At 70.3% G+C, this 23,046-nt stretch carries 16 protein-coding genes and 1 pseudogene; 12 read left to right on the top strand and 5 right to left on the bottom strand.

The genetic code is table 11. The features are described 5' to 3' along the window. Positions 1–80: 80 nt before the first annotated feature. The gene (locus tag ABZV38_RS28240; protein WP_356331254.1) at positions 81–1,121 is read right to left on the bottom strand and encodes an Rv2578c family radical SAM protein; all 1,041 of its coding nucleotides are present in this window, start codon (positions 1,119–1,121) and stop codon (positions 81–83) included. A gap of 148 nt (positions 1,122–1,269) precedes the next feature. Between ABZV38_RS28240 and ABZV38_RS28235 the strand changes: the two genes are divergently transcribed. The 4 genes from ABZV38_RS28235 (at position 1,270) to ABZV38_RS28220 (ending at position 7,873) form a co-directional block, all read left to right on the top strand. After that, the gene (locus ABZV38_RS28235) at positions 1,270–1,713 is read left to right on the top strand and encodes an SRPBCC family protein (RefSeq protein WP_356331253.1); all 444 of its coding nucleotides are present in this window, start codon (positions 1,270–1,272) and stop codon (positions 1,711–1,713) included. 186 nt (positions 1,714–1,899) lie between these two features. Then, positions 1,900–4,371: an MFS transporter gene (locus ABZV38_RS28230; RefSeq protein ID WP_356331252.1), complete on the top strand. Its 2,472-nt coding sequence runs from the start codon at positions 1,900–1,902 to the stop codon at positions 4,369–4,371. A 221-nt stretch (positions 4,372–4,592) separates the two neighbouring features. Continuing rightward, positions 4,593–7,040: a SpoIIE family protein phosphatase gene (locus ABZV38_RS28225; protein WP_356331251.1), complete on the top strand. Its 2,448-nt coding sequence runs from the start codon at positions 4,593–4,595 to the stop codon at positions 7,038–7,040. 113 nt (positions 7,041–7,153) lie between these two features. Then, complete coding sequence (locus ABZV38_RS28220) at positions 7,154–7,873, top strand: class I SAM-dependent methyltransferase (RefSeq protein WP_356331250.1); 720 nt, start codon at positions 7,154–7,156, stop codon at positions 7,871–7,873. A gap of 8 nt (positions 7,874–7,881) precedes the next feature. Here ABZV38_RS28220 and ABZV38_RS28215 read toward each other — a convergent pair whose 3' ends face one another. The 3 genes from ABZV38_RS28215 to ABZV38_RS28205 are packed head-to-tail and all read right to left on the bottom strand — an operon-like array spanning position 7,882 to position 11,666. Next, positions 7,882–8,943 (bottom strand): acyltransferase, encoded by a 1,062-nt coding sequence (locus ABZV38_RS28215; RefSeq protein ID WP_356331269.1) that lies wholly within the window; start codon positions 8,941–8,943, stop codon positions 7,882–7,884. A gap of 44 nt (positions 8,944–8,987) precedes the next feature. Then, a complete protein-coding gene (locus ABZV38_RS28210) occupies positions 8,988–11,267 on the bottom strand; it encodes a bifunctional polysaccharide deacetylase/glycosyltransferase family 2 protein (RefSeq protein WP_356331249.1) in 2,280 nt (759 codons plus the stop codon). A 6-nt stretch (positions 11,268–11,273) separates the two neighbouring features. Next, positions 11,274–11,666, bottom strand: a complete 393-nt coding sequence (locus ABZV38_RS28205) for a hypothetical protein (protein ID WP_356331248.1) — start codon at positions 11,664–11,666, stop codon at positions 11,274–11,276. A 305-nt stretch (positions 11,667–11,971) separates the two neighbouring features. On the opposite strand from ABZV38_RS28205, the gene ABZV38_RS28200 reads away from it, so the two are divergent. Further along, positions 11,972–13,021, top strand: coding sequence for a chitinase (locus tag ABZV38_RS28200; RefSeq protein WP_356331247.1), 1,050 nt, complete (start codon positions 11,972–11,974; stop codon positions 13,019–13,021). 6 nt (positions 13,022–13,027) lie between these two features. On the opposite strand, the gene ABZV38_RS28195 is transcribed toward ABZV38_RS28200, so the two are convergent. After that, on the bottom strand, positions 13,028–13,930 hold the full coding sequence (locus ABZV38_RS28195; RefSeq protein WP_356331246.1) for a LysR family transcriptional regulator: 903 nt from the start codon (positions 13,928–13,930) through the stop codon (positions 13,028–13,030). A 118-nt stretch (positions 13,931–14,048) separates the two neighbouring features. Here ABZV38_RS28195 and ABZV38_RS28190 point away from each other — a divergent pair, with 118 nt between their 5' ends. From ABZV38_RS28190 to ABZV38_RS28160, 7 genes and pseudogenes are all read left to right on the top strand, one after another. Continuing rightward, positions 14,049–15,041 carry an aldo/keto reductase gene (locus tag ABZV38_RS28190; RefSeq protein ID WP_356331245.1) on the top strand — a complete coding sequence of 331 codons (993 nt, stop codon included), beginning with the start codon at positions 14,049–14,051 and terminating at the stop codon, positions 15,039–15,041. Positions 15,042–15,277: 236 nt separating this feature from the next. Continuing rightward, positions 15,278–16,276 (top strand): alpha/beta hydrolase, encoded by a 999-nt coding sequence (locus ABZV38_RS28185; RefSeq protein WP_356331243.1) that lies wholly within the window; start codon positions 15,278–15,280, stop codon positions 16,274–16,276. Between the two features lie 241 nt (positions 16,277–16,517). Further along, positions 16,518–17,351: a M55 family metallopeptidase gene (locus tag ABZV38_RS28180; protein ID WP_356331242.1), complete on the top strand. Its 834-nt coding sequence runs from the start codon at positions 16,518–16,520 to the stop codon at positions 17,349–17,351. Next, positions 17,344–18,687, top strand: coding sequence for a M20/M25/M40 family metallo-hydrolase (locus ABZV38_RS28175; RefSeq protein WP_356331241.1), 1,344 nt, complete (start codon positions 17,344–17,346; stop codon positions 18,685–18,687). Before ABZV38_RS28180 ends, ABZV38_RS28175 begins: the two co-directional genes overlap by 8 nt. A gap of 22 nt (positions 18,688–18,709) precedes the next feature. Then, on the top strand, positions 18,710–20,698 hold the full coding sequence (locus ABZV38_RS28170; RefSeq protein WP_356331240.1) for a prolyl oligopeptidase family serine peptidase: 1,989 nt from the start codon (positions 18,710–18,712) through the stop codon (positions 20,696–20,698). Further along, entirely contained in the window at positions 20,695–21,639 is a 945-nt protein-coding gene (locus ABZV38_RS28165) for an LD-carboxypeptidase (RefSeq protein ID WP_356331239.1), read from the top strand. Before ABZV38_RS28170 ends, ABZV38_RS28165 begins: the two co-directional genes overlap by 4 nt. A 127-nt stretch (positions 21,640–21,766) precedes the next feature. After that, positions 21,767–22,855 (top strand): annotated as a pseudogene (locus tag ABZV38_RS28160) (CocE/NonD family hydrolase); the annotation flags it as partial. Between the last annotated feature and the right edge of the window lie 191 nt (positions 22,856–23,046).

Below are 23,046 nucleotides of genomic sequence, written 5' to 3'. Positions count from 1 at the left end.
GTTGACCCATTTGCCCGACCTGGGCCCGTGCGGGCCCACGACAGGTCCGGGGTGAGAATCGGAAAGGGTTCGGGCCGAGGTCAGAGCAGGGTCAGCTGGGTGGGGCCGGGGCCGTCGAGCGGCGACTGCTGCTCCTGCTGTACGGGGATCCGGCGGGCCTCGCCGCGACGCGCCGGACCGATGCCGTACTCGGTGGCCAGGTCGTGCACCCGGCGGGTGATGGTGCGTTGGTACCACGTGGGCGCATACGCCCCGTCCGCGTACATCCGCTCGTACCGCCGCACCAGCTGCGGGTGGTGCCGGCCGAGCCACTGCATGAACCACTCGCGGGCGCCCGGCCGCAGATGGAGCACGAGAGGAGTCACCGAGGTCGCCCCGGCGGCGGCGATCGCGCGGACCGTGGCCCGCAGCTGGTCCGGGCGGTCACCGAGGAACGGGATGACGGGCGCCATCAGTACGCCGCAGTCGATGCCGTTCTCGCTCAGCGTGCGCACGACGTCGAGGCGGCGCTCGGGGGAGGGGGTGCCGGGTTCGACCGTGCGCCACAGCTCGGGGTCGACGAAGCCGACCGAGACGCAGATGCCGACCTCGGTGACCGCCGCGGCCTGCCGCAGCAGCTCCAGATCGCGCAGGACGATCGTGCCCTTGGTGAGGATCGAGAACGGGTTCGCGTGGTCGCGCAGGGCCTCGATGATGCCGGGCATCAGCCGGTAGCGGCCCTCGGCGCGCTGGTAGCAGTCGACGTTGGTGCCCATCGCGATGTGCGCGCCGTGCCAGCGGCTGGAGGCGAGGTGGCGGCGGAGCAGCTCCGGGGCGTTGACTTTGACGACGATCTGCGAGTCGAAGCCGAGCCCGGTGTCGAGGTCCAGATAGCTGTGGGTCTTGCGGGCGAAGCAGTAGACGCAGGCATGCGTACAGCCCCGGTACGGGTTCACGGTCCATTCGAACGGCATCCGGGATGCGCCCGGCACCCGGTTCACGAGCGAGCGGGCCCGGATTTCATGGAAGGTGATCCCTCGGAATTCTGGGGTGTCGAAGGTGCGCGTGGTCACCGCGTCCGCGGCGAAGAGCGCGCCGGTCCCGGTCTCCCGGGTGTTCTCGACCAGATTGTCCCAGCGCATGGACGCCTCCTCGGTAGCACTGGGCAAAGAATAGAACACGTGTTCCCTTGATCGTTTTCTCTCCTCCGTCCCGGCGTGGATTTTGAGCGGCGTGCCGGAGGTGATTGGCTCAGCACACCCCGAACAACCGAGTGGTGGAGGAACAGCCATGGCGCAGGTCGAGGCCACGACAGAGCGGATCATCGCGGCGGACGCGGAGACGGTGTTCGACGCGCTGGCCGACTACAAGGAGGTCCGGGGCAAGGTGCTGCCCGGTCCTTTCAGCGAGTACGAGGTGCGCGAGGGCGGTGACGGCGAGGGCACCCTCGTCCACTGGAAGCTGCAGGCCACCAGCAAGCGCGTCCGCGACTGCCTGTTGGAGGTCAGCGAGCCGACCGACGGTCAGCTCGTCGAGAAGGACCGCAACTCGTCGATGGTCACCACCTGGACCGTCACCCCGGCCGGCGAGGGCAAGTCCAAGGCCGTCGTCTCGACCGTCTGGAACGGTGCGGGCGGCATCGGCGGATTCTTCGAGAGGACCTTTGCGCCCAAGGGACTTGGCCGCATCTACGACGAGCTGCTGAAGAACCTCGCGACCGAGGTCGAGAAGTAGCACCCGGCTACCCTGACCGGCCTCACCGGTTCGGGTGGTTTTTCCGGCCCGTCGGTTGCGCGCCGTAGTGGCTCCCACCGGGGGATAAGCCCCCCGAGTGCGCCGTCAGCGCCCCCGTCGCGTTTGCCTCCCTATGTCGCGCAATGCGAGAAATGGGCGGCGCAGATGCGACGAGGGGAGCGGCACGTGGTGGGTGGTATCACTCTGGTGAAGGACGAGCCGGACGGCGCGGGCAGCGCCGGGGCGCAGACAGCAGCTCCGCCCGGCGCGGCGACCGCACCCCCGTCCGCGTCCCCACCCGCATCGGCTTCACCGGCTTCCACCGCCACGGGTCCCGCCGCCCAGGAGATCAGCCCCCGTCGGATCCGGCTGGTGTTCCTCGGGCTGATGCTCACTCTGCTGCTCGCGGCGCTCGACCAGATGATCGTCGCCACCGCGCTGCCGAAGATCGTCGGTGAGCTGCACGGCCTGGAGAAGATGTCCTGGGCGGTCACCGCCTATCTCCTCGCCTCCACCATCGGACTGCCGATCTACGGCAAGCTCGGTGATCTCTTCGGCCGCAAGGGCGTCTTCCAGTTCGCGATCGTCGTCTTCGTCGTCGGCTCCGCGCTGGCCGGCTGGTCCCGCACCATGGACGAGCTGATCGCCTTCCGTGCCATCCAGGGAGTCGGCGGCGGCGGACTCATGATCGGCGTCCAGGCGATCATCGCGGATGTCGTACCGCCCCGCGAGCGCGGCCGCTTCATGGGGCTGATCGGCGCCGCGTTCGGTCTCGCGTCCGTCGCGGGTCCGTTGCTCGGCGGCTTCTTCACCGACCACGCCTCCTGGCGCTGGTGCTTCTACATCAACGTTCCGTTCGGCCTGGTGACCCTCGCCGTCATCACCGTCGTACTGAAGCTCCCCAAGCCCACGGTCCAGCCCCGCCTCGATGTGCTCGGCGCCCTGCTGCTGGCCGCCGCCTCCACCTGTGTGGTGCTGCTGACGAGCTGGGGCGGCACGGAGTACGCCTGGAGCTCGCGCACCATCCTCGGGCTGGCCGCCGGAGCTGTCGGCACGACACTGCTCTTCCTCGTGGTCGAGCACCACGCACCCGAACCCGTCATCCCGCTGCGGCTGTTCCGCGACTCGATCTTCAATGTCACCGCGCTCGTCGGCGCGGTCGTCGGCGTCGCCCTGTTCGGTGCCGCCAGCTATCTGCCGACGTTCCTGCAGATGGTCGACGGGGCCACCGCCACCGAATCGGGGCTGCTGATGCTTCCGATGATGGGCGGCATCGTCGGGGCGTCCGTCGTCTCAGGCCAGCTGATCTCCCGCACCGGCCGCTACCGCGTCTACCCGATCCTCGGCAGTGCGATCTCGGTGGTCGGCATGTGGCTGCTCTCCCGCCTCGAAACCGATACCCCGCGCCTCGAGTACAGCATCGCGCAGGCCGTGCTCGGCATCGGGATCGGCCTGGTCATGCCGGTGCTCGTGCTGGCCGTGCAGAACTCTGTACCGCCCGCCGATCTCGGTACCGCCACCAGCGCGAACAACTACTTCCGGCAGATCGGCGGCAGCGTCGGCGCCGCCGTCTTCGGGACCCTCTTCGCGGGCCGTCTCGCGGACGCCCTCGCCGTCCGCCTGCCGTCCGGAGCCGACCTTCCCGACCCCGAGTCGATCACCCCGCAGCTGGTCCACGCCATGGAGCCCGCGCTCCGTGACAGCTACATCCAGGCGTACGCCGACGCGATGCCACGGATCTTCCTCTACCTCGTGCCGGTGCTCGCGCTCGGCCTCTTCATCGCCTTCTTCCTCAAGGAGAAACCGCTGGTGTCCCACCACAGCCCCGATTCGGCCGCCGAGTCCGCCTCGATCCCCGGCGCACGTACGACCGCCGCCGCGCCGCCGTCCGTCCATCTCTCGGGCGTGCCGGTGTGCGGGAGTGTCCAGCACGCCGACGGCTCGAAGGTCCCGCGCGCTGCCCTCACCCTCATCGACGTCCAGGGACAGCAGGTCGGCAGGGGCGCGAGCGGTGACAACGGGCGGTACGCGCTGAGCGTGCCCGGCTCCGGCAGTTACGTCCTGATCGCGGCGGCCGGCGGACACCAGCCGCAGGCCGTCAGCGTCACCGTCGGCGAACGGCCCGTCGATCTCGATGTGGTGCTCGGCGGTGCGGGCAGGCTGGCCGGGACCGTCGTCACGGCCGACAGGATCCCGGTGCGGGATGCCGCCGTCACGCTCACCGATGTGCGCGGCGAGGTCGTCGCGTCCACCCGCAGCGGCCGCGAGGGCGGCTATGTGATCTCGGAGCTGGTGGCAGGGGAGTACACCCTCGCCGCCAGCGCCCCCGCCTTCCGGCCCGCAGCGCTGCCGGTCAGCGTGCAGGCGGCCAGGGAGACCCGGCAGGACATCGAACTGGCCGGTGGCGCTGTGCTGCGCGGCATCGTACGGGCGAGCGGCGGACGGCCCGTCGAGGATGCCCGGGTCACGCTCCTCGACGCGGCGGGCAATGTCGTCGACACCCTGACCACCGGGCCCGACGGGGCATTCCGCTTCGTGGACCTGTCGACCGGCGAGTACACGGTGATCGCGGCCGGGTATCCGCCGGTGGCGACCGTCCTCCAGGTCGCGGGCGGCGGACGCACCGAACGCGACCTCCAGTTGGGACACGAGGACTGACGGCCGGGGCCCTTGGCCGGAGCCCTGTGGTCGGGGTCGTGTGGCCAGGGCCGGTTCCGGTCACCCCGAGCGGCTCCCCGGCCCGGTTGTGCGCGGCGGGGCGCGCGGGGCGCACCACCCCCGGGGGCGATTCCGCCGATGACCGGCGGGCGCCGGACACGTAGCCGTACCGTGGAGTCACAAGCCGCAGAGCCTTGCGGTGGGGAAGGAGCCTTCCACCCATGGACCTTGGTGTACCGCCGCAGAGGGCACCACAGCCGCGCGACGCCACTGCGGGACGGGTGCCGCTCGCCGTGGTCGTCGTCGACGGGGCCGGACTCGTGTCGCACTGGTCGAGCGGGGCCGGACGGCTCTTCGGCGTCGCCAGGAAGGAGGCAGTCGGCTGCCCGGCCGGTGAACTCCTCCCGGTCTCCGGGGCGTTGCGACAGGACGGGGAGCCAGGGCCGGACGGTACGCACGCCGGGTTCGGCCCCGGACTCGACAGTTCGCTCAGCGGGAGCGTCGCCTACCCGGCGGCTGGACGGGCCCGTGTCGACGAGCCGCGGCGCGGCCGGATCGATGTTCTGTGGTGGGCCTACCCGCTGGTCGGCCCCGGCCCCGAGCGGCTCCTCGTGCTTGCTGCGGACGCCGGGCAGGTACGCGGCGCCGACGCGAGCGGCAGCCGGGACAGCGAGACGATCGCCCCCGGGTTCGCGCTCCACACCGACTTCCCCGGCTATCAGGACCTGGCCGGCCGGCTTCCCGAGATCCTGCCCAGCATGAGTGTCCACCAGGCGACCCGGATCGTCTCGCAGGTCCTCGAACTGGGCTACCCGATCCTGGAGTTCAGCCACCGCGACCGGGTCCCGGTCACCCCCGACTGGGGCGTGCCGCGCCGGACGCCGCGCCGTCCGGCCGGGGACCGGGAGGCCGCCGCCGACGGGTCTCTCGCACCGCGCACGGCGCCTCGCCCCGAACTGGACCTCGAATACGGCGCCGTCCGCGAACGGCTCGAGTTCCTCAACGAGGTCAGCGGCCGCATCGGCACCTCACTCGATCTCGAACGCACCATCCGCGAGGTCACCAGCGCCGCCGTCCCCCGTTTCACCGACTTCGCGGGTACGCATCTGCGCGCCGCGGTCCTCGCCGGTGAGGGCTTCCCGGCAGGGCGGCCCGATGTCACCACCGTCTGGCACCGGGTGTGGGTCGAGCACAACGACGAACCCGGCCGCTGGGACGACACCGTCCCGGTCGGCGAGTCCATCGCCTTCCCCGAGCACACACCGTTCTTCCAGTGCATGGTCACCGGCGAGCCGGTCCTCATCCCGTACGTCAGCGAGGAGATGAGCAACCGGATCTCGGGCGAGTTCGAGAAGCGCGACCTGCGCCCCCTGATCACCCACCGGTCCCTGCTCATCGTGCCGCTCAAGGCCCGTGACGTGGTGCTCGGCTTCATGGTCCTGATGCGCCGCCCCGGCCGCGAGCCCTTCGATGACATGGACCGCACCACGGGCGCCGAACTCGCGGCCCGTGCCGGGCTCGTACTCGACAACGCCCGCATGTACACGTACCAGGAGAATGTCGCCGACACCCTCCAGGACAGCATGCTGCCCCGGGTCGAACCGCGCATGGCGGGCTGCGACATCGCCACCCGCTATCTGCCCGGCGCCCGGCTCGGCCGGATCGGCGGCGACTGGTTCGACTCGGTGAAACTGCCCGGCTCCCGGACCGCGCTCGTCGTCGGCGACGTCATGGGGCACGGCCTCAACTCGGCAGCGATGATGGGCCAGTTGCGCACTGCCGTACTGACGATGGCCACCATGGAGATGCCACCCGCCCAGCTGCTGCGCAACCTCGACGACCTGGCGCAACGCCTCGGCGAACAGTACCTGGCGACCTGCCTCTACGCCGTCTACGACCCGATCCGTTCCGAGCTCCAGATCGCCAACGCCGGGCACATCCCGCCCGTACTGGTCCACGCCGAGGACGGCCGGGCCGAGCTCCTCGAGCTGCCGACCGGCGCGCCCATCGGCGTCGGCGGTGTCGCCTTCGAGACCGCGACCGTACGGGTGGGGCCCGGCGACCGGCTGGTTCTGTGCACCGACGGTCTGGTCGAGGTGCGCGGCCAGGACATCGGAGAGGGACTCGCCGCACTCTGCGCCTCCGCCGCGCACCCTGCCGCCTCCATGGACGACGCCTGCGACACGATCATCCGCGCCCTGAACCCCAAGGGTGGTCGCAAGGACGACGTGGCACTGCTGATGGCCCGGCTGAACGGCATCCCGGACGGCGACGTCGCCGAGTGGCAACTCGCCCTGGACCCGCGCGAGGTGGCCCGCGCCCGACGGCTGGTCCGCGGCAAGCTCCTCGACTGGGAGCTGCCGGAGGCGGTGGAGTCGGCTGAGCTGATGGTCAGCGAACTCGTCACCAACGCCGTGAAGCACGGGCGCACCCACCACATCGGGCTGCGCCTCGTCCGGACCGGCGCCCTGCTCTGTGAGGTCAGTGACGACGAACCGGCCCCGGCCGCGCTCCTCAACGCCTCCGCCCACGACGAGTTCGGCCGTGGCCTGCTGGTGGTGAGCGGCCTCGCACGCGAGTGGGGGACGAGCACCACGGCACGCGGCAAGACCGTCTGGTTCGAACAGGCGCTCACCCGCTTCCCGCGCCCCCGGTCGAACACCGGGTGAAAGCTGCCGCCCCGAACGACGCATGATGCGCACCCCCCTTGCCCCGGGACGCTCCGGGGCGGTAGTCCGTTGCTGAGCAGACAGCGGTGGATTCAACGGACTCGGGAGTGCGTATGGACGTGTCACAGGGCTACCGCGAGTCGTGGGAAGGCTTCTGGTCGGCCACCTCCGACGCCCCCGGCGAGGCGATCTGGGACTCCGATCCGTCCCTTGCTTCCGTACCCCACAGCGAGCTGCTGCTTCCGTACGCCGACACCTCACTGCCCGTCGTCGACCTCGGCTGCGGCAACGGCACCCAGACCCGCTACCTGGCCACCTGCTTCGCCCGCGCCATCGGCGTGGACCTCTCGTACGCGGCCATTGAGCACGCACGCCGCGCGGACACCGCGGGCGTCGCGGAGTTCGCCCAGCTCAACCTCGTCGACGGTGACGCGGTGCGGGCCCTGCACGAGCGGATCGGCGACACCAACGTCTATATGCGGGCGGTGATCCACCAGAGCGAGCCGCCGGCCCGGCCCGCCGTCGCCGCAGCCGTCGCGACGCTGATCGGGGAGCGCGGCCGGGCCTTCGTCGCCGAGCTGACCCCCGCCTCCAAGACCGTGCTCCAGCAGGCCGCCCAGGCGCCCGGCGGACCGCCCGCGAAACTGCGGCGGGTCTTCGACCACGGGCTCAAGCCGGCCGGCGCCACCGAGGAGGAGATCCCGGAGCTGCTGAAGGCGGCGGGGCTGACCACGCTGGCAACCGGCGCCACCGCACTCGCCCAGACCGAGTACCTGCCCGACGGCACCCGCATCGACCTGCCCGCGCGCTGGTTCGTCCTCGGCGGCGGCTGACACAGGGGTCACGGCAGCAGTCGTGGCCCCCGCCTGGCCGCGAGGTCCTCGACCCAGCCGAAGAGGGCCACGGCCGCCGCGGTCAGCACCCACGCGATCGTGAACTGGAACCACATGCTGTCCAGCGGCAGATCCCGTTCGAACGCGGGGACGTTCCACATCAGATCGATCAGCGGGACGCTAGCCATCAGTGCGACCTCGTGCCACAGATAGATCGTCACGGCACGGGCATTGAAGACCTTCACGATCCGGTCGGCCACGCGACGGCGGGCGAGCCCGGCGAAGTCGGGCCGGAATCGGAGCAGCAGCAGGACGAATCCCGCGGACCACAGCGCCTGGGCGAGCGGGATGTCGTCGAGGTCGTAGGAACCGTCCACCCGGTGGTGGAAGGCCCACCAGGCGCCCGCCGCCAGGAGGGCCGGCGCCACCGTGACGACGAGTGCGGGGCGCATCCGGTCGAGGACGCCGTCGCGGTGCGCGAAGCCGAGCAGCCAGCAGAAAAGGAAGACCGACAGGTCGCTGAGGGCACTGCCGAGGCGCCCGTCCGGCACACTCCCCACGGTCTCCAGGACCACGACAGGCACCAGGGACAGCGCGAGCACGGCCAGCGGGGCCCGGCGGAAGGCGCGCAGCAGCACCGGCGACAGCAGCACGAACCACAGATACGTCCGCAGGTACCAGAGCACCGCCCAGGCCTGCTCGCCCCACGCATTGCCGGGGGGATCACCGACCGGCAGCACCCAGTACAGGACATCGGGTCCCGGCAGCCAGCCGTGCAGCAGCATCGCCGTACCGAGGACCAGCGCGAACATCCACAGAGGGATCAGCAGTCTGCGCAGCCGGCCGCGGATGACGCGCAGCGCGGGCCGCTCGAGTGAACGCGCCATGAGCGATCCGGCGAGTGCGAACATCACGCCCATGGACGGGAAGACCAGCCCCAGCCAGGGCCACTCGAACGTGTGGTACGTGATGACGCGGACCAGTGCGAAGGCCCGCAGCGCGTCGAAGTAGCGGTCGCGGCCGGCCCTCGGGGCAGCCGCGACCACGGGCTCGGCGGCGACCTCTTCCATCCGGATCGCGGCCTGCGGTCCACCCTTGCGGTGTGCGCCCCCCATCAGCGCACCCCCGTGCCCGGGGCCGGTGTACCGACCTCGCCGGTGCGCTTCAGCTTCTGCCAGCGGAGCCGGCCGCCGGTCGCGGCAGTGACGCATGAGTGGATCAGCACCAGATACATCAGCTGCCGGTAGGCGATCTGCTGCAACGGCAGCATGAGCAGATACCGGTACCGCTCGCGGTCGAGACGGAACGCGTAGGCGGCGCAGACCAGTTGGACGAGCAGCACAGCCAGCCAGGCGAGCAGCGACGCCTTGAAGTCCACAAAGATCATCGCGTAGACCGTGAACACGTCGATGAGAGGCGCGAAGACGGGTGTGACGATCTGGAAGAGGACCACCAGCGGCATCCCGACCCGGCCGAAGCGGCCGGACGGCCCCCGGTCGATGACCGATCTACGGTGCTTCCAGAGCGCCTGCATCGTGCCGTAGCTCCAGCGGTAGCGCTGTCGCCACAGCTGCCCCAGCGAGGCGGGCGCCTCGGTCCAGGCGCGCGCGTGCTCGGCGTAGACGACCCGCCATCCGGCGCGGTGCAGTGCGATCGTGATGTCGGTGTCCTCGGCGAGCGTGTCCTCGCTCATCCCACCGACTCCCAGTACCGCTTCGCGGCGGAACGCCCCGATCGCGCCCGGGATGGTGGGCATGCAGCGCAGCAGGTCGTACATCCGGCGGTCGAGGTTGAAGCCCATCACGTATTCGATGTGCTGCCAGGCGCCGATCATGGTGGTGCGGTTGCCGACCTTGGCATTGCCGGCGACCGCGCCGACCTCCGGGTCGCCGAAGGGCTGCACGAGCCGCTGAACGGTGTCGGGTTCGAAGACGGTGTCGCCGTCCATCATGACCACGATGTCGTAACGCGCGTGTCGCACACCGTTGTTGAGCGCGGCGGGCTTGCCCGCGTTCGCCTGGCGGATCACCCGCACGTTCGGCAGTCCCAGGGACTCGGCGATCTCGGCGGTGCCGTCGGTCGAGCCGTCGTCGACGACCACGATCTCGATGGGGTGGGTGCTGTCGGCCAGGGAGTTGAGGGTGTTGGCGATGCACTCCTTCTCGTTGTACGCGGGAACGATCACGCTGACCGGTTCGGTGACCGCGGGCCCCCAGGAGAACCTGCGTCTGTTGCGTCGCCGGTAGTGGCGCCGGGCGAGGACGAGCATCATCGCGAATCTGCCCAGCACGGCGACGCCCACGACCGTCAGCACTGCGGCCAGGCCGGGCACGGTCCACTCCGCGACGGCGACCGCGCCGAGGAGGGCGCGGCCCTCCCAGAGCGTGGCGGTGTCGGCCGTGCGGTGCGCGGCCTGCTCGGGGTTGCTCTGCCGGGTGCTGCCCGCGGCGCCGGGGGTGCCCTGCGGTGCCTGTGCCTGCTGTCCCTGCGCCTGCCGGCTTTGTGCCTGCTGCCCCTGTGCTTGTTGCTGGGCGCCGCTGACCGTGGTGAAGGTATAGCCCTTGGCCTTCATCTTCTTGATGTACTTGGGCAGCGCTTCGAGGGTCTGCGCGCGGTTGCCGCCCGCATCGTGGAAGAGCACCGAGGCGCCCTTTCCGCTCTTCGGTGTGGCCCACTTGATGATCTTGGACGCGCCCGGCTGCTGCCAGTCCTCGCTGTCCGTGTCGATGAAGACGCTGGTGTAGCCCATCGCGCCGAGCTTCTTGTAGACGGGCCAGCTGTAGTTGTCGATCGCGTCGTTCGTCGACGAGTACGGGGCGCGGAAGAGGGTCGTCGTGATGCCCGCGGCTCCCGCCAGTGCGAGCTGTGTCTGTGCGATCTCCCGAGTGACGCGGGTCGCGCTCTGGTACGAGAGATCGACATGGGTGAAGGTGTGGATGCCCACCTCGTTGCCGTCGTCGACCATCCGGCGCACCACGTCCGGGTAGCGCGAGATCATCGAGCCGACCAGGAAGAACGTGCCGGGCACATCGTTGTCGTCCAGGATGTCGAGCACCTTCTGCGTCCACTCGGGGTCCGGGCCGTCGTCGAAGGTGAGCACGATCGTCTTGTCCGGTACGGACCGGGTCCGCGCCGTGCCGCCCTCGAAGCTGAGGAACGGTCCGCCGTCGAGGACGCTGTCCGGCACCTTGCTCGCGCTCGCGTCGGACCGGACACGCTGGTCGTTTCCGACCTCGGCCCGCAGATAGCCGTCGAGCAGCATCACGGAGACGAGGCCGAGCAGGAGCAGGAGGGCGATGATCACCCGTGGCTTGGGAACCGCCTGCCGGCGGACCCGTTCGATCCGGCCCGGCGTGGCATGCCGTCGCTGGGGCCGTACCTGATTCCGGTTCATCAAGGATCAGCCGGTCCCCGTGGTCGCGGACACGGACACCGAGGGGGACGGGCCCGGCCGGTCGGCGGGAGGGCCACCGGGTGGTGCGCCGGTGACTCCCGGAGGTGTGTTTCCGTCGGGGCCGCCCTGGGCGGAGGGCGCGCCGTCGAAGGGCAGCAGTTCCGAGGGCGACATGGAGATGCCGCCCATGAAGGCGAGGCCCAGCACGGCCGTGTAGCCGACACAGGTGATACCCAGGGCGAGGCCCGCGCGGCGGAGCAGCCGGGCCCGGCGCCCGGAGCTGTCCACGAAGACGGGACCTTCCTGTGCTTCGGCGCCGGCCCGGGCCCTGCGCATGCCGGCGTGTTTGCGCCGGCCGTGTCCGGTCGGATTGTTCTCGATGGCGGTGTCGGAATGCATGTGCGCATGCTGACGAACTGCGATGTGCGAAGTCTGAGCCATTCCTGGCCGAACGCTATGAGAATCGGAAAGGCTGTGGATGAACTGAGAGGGCGACCACTGGCCGGGCACTCTCCGGAATGCCTGAGGCATCGTCAGAGGCCTTGTGAAAATGAGGTGATGAGCAATTGCAGGACGGCTTCCCGGTAGTCCCGAAGGGAAAACCGCCGGGTTCGGGCACATGGCGATGTGTGAGAGGTTTTCGGTGTTCCCCGTTCTTCTTGTTGCTGTTTCGGGACAATTCTCACGAGAGCAGGTGCAAACTTATGCGCATTTCACCGAAGCGCTCTCCGAAGGGTGTGGCGGGCCGTGCGCGCCGGACGACCGCCGTCGTCGCAGGACTCGTCGCGCTCGGGCTTGCCTGCTCGGCCTGTACGACAGGCGCGGCGGCGAACCAGGGCGGCTACTCCCGCTCCCGCCCCGGTGGCCCCACGGCCTCCGCCGCCACGACCGCCTACACCCCGTACGTCAGCGCCACGACCGCGGCCGGCACCGACTCGGTCGGTTCCCCGGACACGTACAACCTCGCCTTCGTCGTCTCCGACGACGACACCTGCACCCCGCTCTGGGGTGGCACCGCCGAGCCCACCAGTACCGCGGTTGCCTCACGCGTCGCCGCACTCACCGCGACCGGCGCGGACATCCGCGTCTCGTTCGGCGGGGCCGCGGGGACCGAGCTGGCGCTCGCCTGCGACAGCGCCGAGGAACTGGCCGATGCCTACGCCCGGGTGCTCGACGCCGTGGGCGCCACCAAGGCCGACTTCGACATCGAGGGCGACGCGCTGACCGACCGGGCGTCGGTCACACTCCGGGACCAGGCGCTCCGCCTGCTCCAGAAGAAGCGGCACCTCGACGTCACGTACACCCTGCCCGTGATGCCGGACGGCCTGGAGACCCCTGGCACGGACCTCCTGAGCGACGCCGCCGAGCAGAAGGTCGACCTCTCCGCGGTGAACATCATGGCCATGAACTACAGCACGTCCCACGACGGCGACATGAGCGACTACGCGCAGCAGGCCGCCGAAGCCACCCACGACCAGCTCACCGACGTACTCGGTCTGTCGGACTCCGAGGCCTGGAAGGCGCTGCACATCACGGTGATGCTCGGTGTCAACGACACGGCCGGGGAGACGTTCACCCTCGCCGACGCCGCCTCCCTGCGCGCCTTCGCCCGACGGACCGGCGTCGGCGCGCTCTCCATGTGGGCCACCTTCCGCGACCGGGAATGCACCGACGAGGACACCTCGACGGCGAGCGACACGTGCAGCGGGGCCGAGCAGAAGCCGGGAGCCTTCGCGACGGCGCTGGGCGGGTGACCGCGGTCAGCGCATGGCGCCCTCGCGTACGTCGCTGCGCACCAAGGTCATCAGCGAGCGGGCGCCGGGGCTCATCGCCCCGGCGGCCGGAAGCACCACGACGCTCTCGTAGAAAGGCTGGTCCGCCCCGTCCAGCTCCAGCGCGACCAGTCCCAGGGCCTCGGGCTTGCGCGAGAAGTGGTGCGGCACCACGGCGATCCCCAGTCCCTCGTGCACCAGCTCCAGCAGACTGTGCACGTCGTTCACCTCGAGGCCCACCGTGCGGCGCACCCGCGCCGTGGCGAACGCCTCATCGGTGGCGCGGCGCGGCCCCCAGTCCGGATGGAAGTCGATGAACGACTCACCGGGAAGCTCGTCCCATGGGACGCGGACCAAGTCTGCGAACCGGTGACCCGGGGCGCACAGGACGACCATGCGCTCCCGCGCCAGCGGCATGAGCTCGCCACGCCACTCCCCGGCACGCACCGTCGCGGCGAACGCGACATCGAGCCGGCCGCCCGCCACTCCGTCCACCAGACTCGACGTGCCCTCCTGGCGGAGCCGGATCTCCATCTGCGGGTGCTTGCGGTGAAAGGCCGCGAGCAGCCGCGGAACGCGCACACCGGCCACACACTGCTCGACCCCCACCGTCAGCGTGCCGCGCAGCAGTCCCCGTACCGCATCGACGGCATCCTTCGCAGCCCGTGCGCCCGCGAGTGTGCGCTCCGCCTCCACGAGCAGTGCACGGCCCGCCTCGGTCAGCCGCACCGTGCGTGTGGTCCGGCTGAACAGCGGGGTCTTCAACTCCTGCTCCAGGGAGCGGATGGAGGCCGACAGCCCGGACTGCGAGACGGCGACCCGTTCGGCGGCACGGGTGAAGTGCTGCTCCTCGGCGACGGCGATGAAATGTTCCAGCTGGCGCAACTCCATGATTGAGAAACATAGACGATAAATCCAACCTGAATCTTCTGTTGGACTGCTGGATAGTTGTCGGGGAGCCTGGAGACCCGCGCATTCCCGCGCCCTTCCCCGCTCTGTGGAGTCCCGTATGTACCTCCCGTCGCCCGACCGCTACCAGGCCATGCCGTACCGGCGCACCGGACGCAGCGGTCTGCTGCTCCCCGCGCTCTCGCTCGGCCTCTGGCACAACTTCGGAAGCGACCGGACCGCGGAGACCCAGGGGCAGATCCTCCGCAGGGCGTTCGACCTCGGCATCACACACTTCGATCTCGCCAACAACTACGGACCGCCGCCCGGCGCCGCCGAGAGCGCGATGGGACGCGCCCTGAGGACGGACTTCGCCCGGCTCCGGGACGAGATCGTCATTTCCACCAAGGCGGGCCACCTGATGTGGGACGGGCCGTACGGGGAGTGGGGATCGCGCAAGTCAGTGCTCTCGTCGCTCGACCGGAGCCTCACCCGGCTCGGCCTCGACTACGTCGACATCTTCTACTCCCACCGGCCCGACCCGGACACCCCGCTCGAAGAGACGATGGGTGCGCTGGACTCGGCGGTACGGCAGGGCAAGGCGCTCTACGTCGGCCTCTCCAACTACTCCCCGGAGCAGACCCGGGAGGCGGCCAGGATCCTCAAGGACCTCGGCACCCCGCTGCTGATCCACCAGCCGCGCTACTCGATGCTGGACCGCTGGGTCGAGGACGGGCTGCTCACGGCGCTGGACGAGCTGGGTGTCGGCTCCATCGCCTACTCGCCGCTGGAACAGGGCATCCTCTCCGACCGCTATCTGCAGGGGATCCCGGCGGGCTCGCGCGCGGCGGGCAGCAGCCCCTTCCTGACGCCCGAGTCGGTCACCCCTGAGCTGGTCAGCCGCCTACGCGCGCTCGACCAGGTCGCCACCGAGCGCGGGCAGTCCCTGGCGCAGATGGCGCTGGCCTGGGTGCTGCGGGGCGGACGCGTCACGTCGGCCGTGGTCGGGGCGAGCAGTGTCGCCCAGTTGGAGAACAGCGTCGAGGCGGTACGGCACCTGGAGTTCAGTGACGAGGAACTGGCCCGGATCGAGGAACTTCTGAAGACCTCCTGAGGGTGCTGTCCTTCGGGAGGAGGGGGCGGAGCGGGCAACCCACCCGGTCCGCCGGGAAGGGATCCGTACCACGGGCCGGTAAGAGGTGACCCGATCCACCGGTCGTCATGCGGCCAGGAGCCCTCTTCACCCGGACGGTCGGCCGATGTCACTCCGCTGCTTCCCGGGCCGCGCCGTACCGGCCGGCTCCGGAAACGCTGAGTGCATCGTCCCCCTCCTCCCGAAGAGAGAACCGCATGACTGGGTCACCCGTTCTCGCACCGAGGCACCGGCGAATACGTCCGACACGTACGCGCCACGGGCATGCGATCGCCACGGCGCTGACCGCGACGGTCCTCGCCGCGGCCGCCGGATCGGCGGCGGCGGACACCAGTACCACTGTCGTCACCAAGCCGACCGTGGTGCTGGTGCACGGTGCGTTCGCCGACGCCTCCAGCTGGAACGCCGTCGCCGAACGACTCCAGCGCGACGGATACAGCGTCGTCGCCCCGGCCAATCCGCTCCGGGGACTTGCGGGGGACTCCGCGTACATAGCCAGCTTCCTCAAGAGCATCCAGGGGCCGATCGTGCTGGTCGGGCACTCCTACGGCGGTGCGGTGATCAGCACCGCCGCCGCCGGGAACTCCCAGGTGAAGTCGCTGGTCTTCGTCAACGCGTTCATGCCGGACAAGGGCGAGGCCCTCGGCGCACTGGGCGACAAGTTCCCGGGCAGTGAACTCGCCGCGGCCCTCAAGCCCGTACCGTTCCGGAACGCCGACGGCGCCAACGGTACCGACCTCTACCTGCAGGCCGCGAAGTTCCACCAGGCCTTCGCCGCGGACCTCCCCGCGGCCATGTCGGCCCTGATGGCCGCCACCCAACGCCCCATCTCCGCCTCCGCGTTCATGGACAAGGCCGTCGAAGCTGCGTGGAAGACCATCCCGTCCTGGGCCCTGGTCTCCACCCGGGACAAGGCCATCCCCCCGGCCCTCGAACGATTCGAGGCGAAGCGCGCCCACGCGCACACGGTCGAGATCGACGCGTCCCATGTCGCCCTGCTGTCGCACCCGGACGCCGTCACCGATCTCATCCGCCGGGCCGCCGTCGGCGGCGGGTCATCCGCACAGCCGGCCCTGGCTGCCACGGGCCGTAACGCCCTGGCCCTGGCGGGCCTCGGCGCTCTCGCGGGCGTGACCGTACTGACGGGCTACGGACTTGTCGGGGCGGCCCGCAAGCGGCGCGAACCCAGGCGCTGACCCGCACCGCCTTTCCCCGCCGCCGGCACTGCCACGCAGGCGGGGCGACGAGTCGGCAATCGGTGGGGCCTGCGGACTCCGGCAACGCCCGGACCGTCCACGACACCGGGCCCCGAGCGGCCTTGCACTGGACTGGACCTCTGGAGCTCAAAACACCTCTGGCCTGGGGCTCCACCGCCGCGTACGGTGTTGCGGCAGGAAGATCGCAACGACTTCTGACCTGTGAGAGGACCGGTACATCGTGAAGATCCTCATCAGCGCGGACATGGAAGGTGCCACAGGGGTGACCTGGCCGGCCGATGTGCTGCCCGGCACCCCGCAGTGGGAGCGCTGCCGCTCGATGTTCACCTCCGATGTGAACGCGGCGGCCCTCGGCTTTTACGACGGGGGTGCCGATGAGGTGCTCATCAACGAGGCCCACTGGTCCATGCGCAACCTCCTGCTGGAGCGGCTCGACGACCGGGTCCAGATGCTCACCGGCAAGCACAAGTCCCTGAGCATGGTGGAGGGCATCCAGCACGGGGACGTCGACGCGATGGCGTTCGTCGGCTATCACACGGGCGCCGGTACGGAGGGCGTGCTCGCGCACACCTACCTCGCCAACTCCATCACCGGCGTCTGGCTGAACGGTGTCCGCGCCAGCGAGGGGCTGCTCAACGCCCATGTCGCCGCGGAGTACGGCGTGCCCGTCGTCCTCGTCACGGGCGACAACCTGACCTGTGTGGATGCGGACGGATATGCCCCTGAAGCCCGCAAGGTCGCTGTGAAGGACTATGTGTCGCGGTATGCGGCGGTGTGCCGCACCCCGGCCCGTACCGCCGCCGACATCCGTGCGGCTGCCAAGGAGGCGACCGCGCTCGCCAGGCGCAGCGAACCGGTGCGGGGCGGCTCGTTCACCGTGGAGCTGGAGTTCGACGCCGAGCACCTGGCGGCGGCTGCGACCGTCGTCCCCGGCGTGGCGCCGAGCGGTGAGCGGCGTGTCGCCTACACCAGTACGACGATGTACGACGGTATTCGCACGTTCAAGGCGGTGACGACGATCGTGTCGTCCGCTGTGGAGGAGCAGTATGGCTGAGGTGACCACCCCCCAGGACTCCGTCGACGATCTGGCGCTCGACGAATCGGTGACGTTCACCTCCGAACTGATCCGGATCGACACGACGAACCGAGGCGACGGCGACTGCTGGGAGCGCCCTGCCGCCGAGTACGTGGCCGAACGGCTGGCCGCCGCCGGACTGACACCCGCGCTGCTGGAACGCACCCCGGGCCGCACCAACGTGGTCGCCAGGATCGAGGGCACCGACCCGTCCGCCGAGGCGCTCCTGGTGCACGGGCATCTCGACGTCGTGCCCGCCGAGGCCGACGACTGGACCGTGCACCCCTTCTCCGGGGAGATCCGCGACGGGGTCGTCTGGGGCCGTGGCGCGATTGACATGAAGAACATGGACGCGATGGTCCTTGCGGTCGTCCGGGCCTGGGCCCGGGCCGGCATCCGGCCCCGCCGGGACATCGTGATCGCGTACACCGCCGACGAGGAGGCCAGTGCCGCCGACGGCTCAGGCTTCCTCGCCGACCAGCACCCCGAACTCTTCGAAGGGTGCACGGAGGGCATCAGCGAGTCCGGTGCCTTCACCTTCCACGCCGGACCGAGGATGCCGCTCTATCCGATCGCCGCGGGTGAACGCGGCACCGGATGGCTGAAGCTCACCGCACATGGCAAGGCGGGCCACGGCTCCAAGGTCAACAAGGCGAACGCGGTCAGCACACTCGCCGCCGCCGTCGCCCGGATCGGCGCGCACGAATGGCCGGTGCGGCTCACCCCGACCGTACGCGCGGCGCTCACCGAGATCGCCGCGCTGCACGGGATCCAGGTGGATGTCGACGCTCCCGGATTCGACGTGGACGAACTCCTCGGCAAGCTCGGACCGGCCGCCGCACTGGTCGAACCCACCGTCAGGAACAGCGCCAACCCGACGATGCTGGAGGCCGGCTACAAGGTCAACGTGATCCCGGGCCGCGCCGTCGCCCACATCGACGGCCGGATGGTGCCCGGCGGCGAGGAGGAGTTCCACGCCACCCTGGACCGGCTGACCGGACCCGATGTCGACTGGGAGTTCCACCACCGTGAGGTCGCCCTGCAGGCCCCGGTCGACTCGCCGACGTACGCGAAGATGCGCGCCGCCGTCGAACGCTTCGACCCGGACGGTCATGTCGTGCCGTACTGCATGTCGGGCGGCACGGATGCCAAGCAGTTCTCCCGCCTCGGCATCACCGGCTACGGCTTCTCACCGCTGAAGCTCCCGGTGGGCTTCGACTACCAGGCGCTCTTCCACGGCGTCGACGAACGCGTGCCCGTCGAGGCGCTGCACTTCGGCGTCCGCGTACTCGACCACTATCTGCGCACGGCCTGACCCGCACGGGGGGAAATTGATCATGGTGTCCACAGGGGCCTACGGAACATGGCCGTCACCGATCGACGCACGGCTGGCCGCGTCGCACGACGGCCGCCCGGAGTATGTCGGCGTGGTCGGCGACGAGGTGTGGTGGACGGAGCCGCGCCCCGCCGAGGCGGGCCGCCGCGCCCTGGTCCGCCGCCGGGCGGACGGGACCACCGACTCCGTGCTGCCCGTTCCGTGGAACGTCCGCAGCCGTGTCATCGAGTACGGCGGACGGCCCTGGGCCGGCGCCGGGCGCGCCGGCGGCGGGCCGCTCGTCGTCTTCGTGAACTTCACCGACCAGCGGCTGTACGCGTATGCGCCGGACGGGCCCGGCGAGCCGTGGCCGCTCACCCCGCTGTCGGACGTCGGCGGTGGACTGCGCTGGGTCGACCCGCAGCTGCACCTCGACCGGGGCGAGCGGGGCGAAGTGTGGTGTGTCCTGGAGGAGTTCACCGGCGAGGCGCCCACCGAGGTGCGCCGGGTGATCGCCGCCGTGCCGCTGGACGGATCGGCGGCCGACGACCGCGGCGCGGTGCGCGAACTCTCCGACGACCGGCACCGCTTCGTCACCGGGCCGAAGCTCTCGCCCGACGGGCGGCGGGTGGCGTGGATCGCCTGGGACCATCCGCGGATGCCGTGGGACGGCACCGAAGTGATGCTTGCCGACGTCGCCGACGACGGCACGTTCCGCAACGCCTGGAGCTTCGGCGGCGGCCCCGAGGAATCGGTGCCACAGATCGAATGGACCGCCGACGGACAACTCCTCTTCGCGAGCGACCGCAACGGCTGGTGGAACCTGTACCGCGCCGATCCGCACCGGGGCACGGTGGCGCTCTGCACACGGGAGCAGGAGTTCGCCGGGCCGCTCTGGAAGATCGGGCTCGGCTGGTTCCGGCCGCTGGAGAACGGACTGATCGCCACCATCCACGGCAAGGGCACCACCACCCTCGGCATCCTCGATCCGGAGACCGGTGAGCTCGCCGACATCGCGGGGCCCTGGACCGAATGGGCCGAGACGCTCGCCGTGCACGGCAGCCGGGTCATCGGTGTCGCCGCGAGCCCGCGGAGCACGTACGAGATCGTGGAGCTGGACACCGCGACCGGCCGCACCCGGATCATCGGCGCCCGTCACCGTGACGAGGTCGATCCCGCGTACTACCCCGAACCGCACCAGCGCACCTTCACCGGGCCCGACGGCCGTGACATCCACACCCACATGTACCCGCCGCGCAACCCCGAACGGGTCGGTCCGGAAGGCGAGTTGCCACCTTATGTGGTGTGGGCTCACGGCGGTCCCACGGGGCATGCCGCGCTCGTCCTCGATCTGGAGATCGCCTACTTCACCTCGCGCGGCATCGGCGTCGCCGAGGTCAACTACGGCGGCTCCACCGGCTACGGCAGGACGTACCGCAACCGGCTGCGCCAACAGTGGGGCGTCGTCGACGTGGAGGACTGCGCCGCCGTCGCCCGGGCGTTGGCAGCCGAGGGCGCGGCCGACCCGGACCGGCTCGCCATCCGCGGCGGCAGCGCCGGCGGCTGGACCACCGCCGCCTCGCTGACCAGCACCGATGTCTACGCCTGCGGCACTGTCAGCTATCCCATCCTCGATCTGACCGGCTGGGGCACCGACGAGACCCATGACTTCGAGTCGCAGTATCTGGAGTCCCTGGTCGGCCCGCTCACCGAGGTGCCGGACCGCTACCGCGCACGGTCGCCGATCAACCGGACCGACCGGCTGACCACCCCGTTCCTGCTGCTCCAGGGGCTCGACGACGTGATCTGCCCGCCGGTCCAGTGCGAGCGGTTCCTGGCCGCGATCGAAGGCCGCGGCATCCCGCACGCCTATCTCACCTTCGAGGGGGAGAGCCATGGATTCCGGCGTGCCGACACCATGATCGCCGCGTTGGAGGCCGAACTCTCCCTCTACGCACAGACCTTCGGCATCGACCGCCCCGACGTACCGCAACTGGAGCTGAAGAAGTGACTCTGACTCCTCTGACCCGTGCCGCCCGCCTGCGACCGGGTGCCAGGGTCGCCGTCGTGTCGCCCAGCGGACCGGTGCCCGGCGACCGTCTGGAAGCGGGCCTCGATGTGCTGCGCGGCTGGGGCCTGGAGCCTGTCGAGATGCCCCATGTCCGGGCTGTCCACCCGGAGTTGGACTATCTCGCGGGTGCGGACGTGGAGCGCGCCCGGGACCTCCAGGAGGCCTGGTGCGATCCGTCGGTCGAGGCGGTGCTGTGTGCCCGAGGTGGGTACGGGGCGCACCGCATGGTCGACCTGGTCGACTGGGCGGCGATGCGTGCGGCCGGGCCCAAGGTGTTCGTCGGCTACAGCGACATCACTGTGCTGCATGAGGCATTTGCCCAGCGCCTGGGGCTTTCGACGCTGCACGGACCGATGGCCGCCACGGAGACCTTCCTCAAGGATCCGGACACCCAGGAGTCGCTCCGGGCCACCCTGTTCGAGCCGGAGTCGGTACGGACCCTCGGCCTTCGCACGGCCGGGGCGCTGGTGCCGGGCCGGGCCCGCGGCATCACGTACGGCGGTTGTGTGAGCCTGCTCGCCGCCGACATCGGCACCCCGCACGCCCGGACGTCCGCCCGGGGCGGGCTGCTGATGATCGAGGACACGACGGAGGATCCGTACCGCCTCGACCGCATCTTCACCCAGCTCCTGAGGGCCGGGGCGCTGTCCGGGATATCCGGCGTCGCCTGCGGCTCGTGGCAGGGCTGCGAACCGTACGAGGAGGTGCGTGCGGTCCTCGCCGACCGGCTCGGCGGGCTCGGCGTGCCCGTCGTGGAGGAGCTGGGCTTCGGGCACGGCCCGACGGCACTGACGATCCCACTCGGTGTGCCCGCGGTGCTCGACGCGCCGGAGGACGGCGGTCCGGGCACGCTCACGGTCGAGGTGCCCGCGCTGATCTGAACGTACTCCGGATGCGAAGAAGTTGAACATCCTTCAGGAAGCGCTGTCGCGAACGTTGACACGTCTATGACGCGTATCACAGCATGAGCGCGCCCCAGTACCTACTGGCCGGTAGGGCGCCCTCGCTGTGGAGGTCTTCGTGTCACGCGTTGTTCGCAGATCCCGGTCCCGTAAGTCTTTCGCCTACGTGGCCGGGGCGGCGCTCGTCGCACCTCTGGCCCTCACCGGCACGGCACACGCCGCCACCAAGGCCGCCGCTTCGGAATACACCGTCACCGCACTGAAGTTCACCGTCACAGCAGGCGGCCGCTCCTGCACCGTAGACGCCGACCTCTACCGCCCCGCCGGGGCCGACGCCGCTCATCCCGCCCCCGCCGGCCTTGCCACCAACGGCTTCGGCGGGAGCAAGTCGGACGGCTCGACCGACGCCATCGGCAAGGCCTTCGCCTCCCGCGGCTACGTCGGACTCGTCTACTCCGGCCTCGGCTTCGGCAAGTCCGGCTGCCTGATCACGCTCGACGACCCGGCGATCGACGGCAGGGCCGCCAGCGGGCTCATCGACTACCTCGCCGGGACCCGCGCCGCCGACGACGGGACGAAGGCCGACTTCGTCACCAAGGACGGCGAGGGCGACCCGCGGGTCGGCATGATCGGCGGCTCGTACGGCGGCGCCATCCAGATGGCCACGGCGGCCGTCGACCGCCGCGTCGACGCCCTCGTCCCGCTGATCACCTGGAACGACCTGTCGTACGCGCTCGATCCCAACAACGCGGCTACGAGCAAGGGCCTCTCCTCGGACACCCCCGGTGTCTTCAAGTGGCAGTGGACCAACGGCTTCTACCTGATGGGCGAGGGACAGACGATCCTCGCCCCCAGCCTCGACCCGTCCCGGTTCGGCAGCCTCACCTGTCTGCACTTCGCCGCCCAGGCCTGCGACACGATCCGGCTGCTCAACTCCGGCCGCTACCCGGCCGACAGGACCGGCGCGATGCTCGACTACGCGCGCAGCGTCTCCCCGGTCTCCTGCCTCGGCAAGGTCAAGGCGCCCACCCTGCTGATCCAGGGCCAGACCGACAGCCTGTTCAACCTGAACGAGGCCACCGCCACGTACCGGACACTCACGTCGCAGGGCACCACGACCAAGATGATCTGGCAGTCCTGGGGCCACAGCGGCGGCCAGGTGCCCGGTGAACTAGTGCTGCTCCGCGGAAGTTTGTGGAGGGGTGTTGGTCAGGGGGTGGGGTCGCCGAGGTAGAGGAGGCAGGCGCAGTCCAGGGCGTCTTCGGGTGAGCCGGCGGGCAGTCCGGTGGGCAGGAAGTTGTCCTCATATTTCCCTCGGCTGGCGAGGTAGATCGCGAAGCCCCAGGTGTGCAGGACACCGGTGAAGCGCAGGCGGCACAGCGGCAG

The organism is Streptomyces sp. NPDC005181 (assembly GCF_040608395.1).
Classification (GTDB): domain Bacteria; phylum Actinomycetota; class Actinomycetes; order Streptomycetales; family Streptomycetaceae; genus Streptomyces.
The sequence above is the reverse complement of the archived record's forward strand: the minus strand, read 5'-3'. Positions and strand labels throughout refer to the sequence as shown.

Excerpts from the sequence above, each read along its gene's own strand:
- ABZV38_RS28185 (WP_356331243.1), top strand. The coding sequence starts at position 15,278 with ATGACTGGGTCACCCGTTCTCGCACCGAGGCACCGGCGAATACGTCCG.
- ABZV38_RS28170 (WP_356331240.1), top strand. The coding sequence starts at position 18,710 with ATGGTGTCCACAGGGGCCTACGGAACATGGCCGTCACCGATCGACGCA.
- ABZV38_RS28240 (WP_356331254.1), bottom strand. The coding sequence starts at position 1,121 with ATGCGCTGGGACAATCTGGTCGAGAACACCCGGGAGACCGGGACCGGC.
- ABZV38_RS28210 (WP_356331249.1), bottom strand. The coding sequence starts at position 11,267 with ATGAACCGGAATCAGGTACGGCCCCAGCGACGGCATGCCACGCCGGGC.
- ABZV38_RS28235 (WP_356331253.1), top strand. The coding sequence starts at position 1,270 with ATGGCGCAGGTCGAGGCCACGACAGAGCGGATCATCGCGGCGGACGCG.
- ABZV38_RS28225 (WP_356331251.1), top strand. The coding sequence starts at position 4,593 with ATGGACCTTGGTGTACCGCCGCAGAGGGCACCACAGCCGCGCGACGCC.
- ABZV38_RS28200 (WP_356331247.1), top strand. The coding sequence starts at position 11,972 with ATGCGCATTTCACCGAAGCGCTCTCCGAAGGGTGTGGCGGGCCGTGCG.
- ABZV38_RS28175 (WP_356331241.1), top strand. The coding sequence starts at position 17,344 with ATGGCTGAGGTGACCACCCCCCAGGACTCCGTCGACGATCTGGCGCTC.
- ABZV38_RS28190 (WP_356331245.1), top strand. The coding sequence starts at position 14,049 with ATGTACCTCCCGTCGCCCGACCGCTACCAGGCCATGCCGTACCGGCGC.
- ABZV38_RS28215 (WP_356331269.1), bottom strand. The coding sequence starts at position 8,943 with ATGGAAGAGGTCGCCGCCGAGCCCGTGGTCGCGGCTGCCCCGAGGGCC.
- ABZV38_RS28205 (WP_356331248.1), bottom strand. The coding sequence starts at position 11,666 with ATGCATTCCGACACCGCCATCGAGAACAATCCGACCGGACACGGCCGG.
- ABZV38_RS28195 (WP_356331246.1), bottom strand. The coding sequence starts at position 13,930 with ATGGAGTTGCGCCAGCTGGAACATTTCATCGCCGTCGCCGAGGAGCAG.
- ABZV38_RS28220 (WP_356331250.1), top strand. The coding sequence starts at position 7,154 with ATGGACGTGTCACAGGGCTACCGCGAGTCGTGGGAAGGCTTCTGGTCG.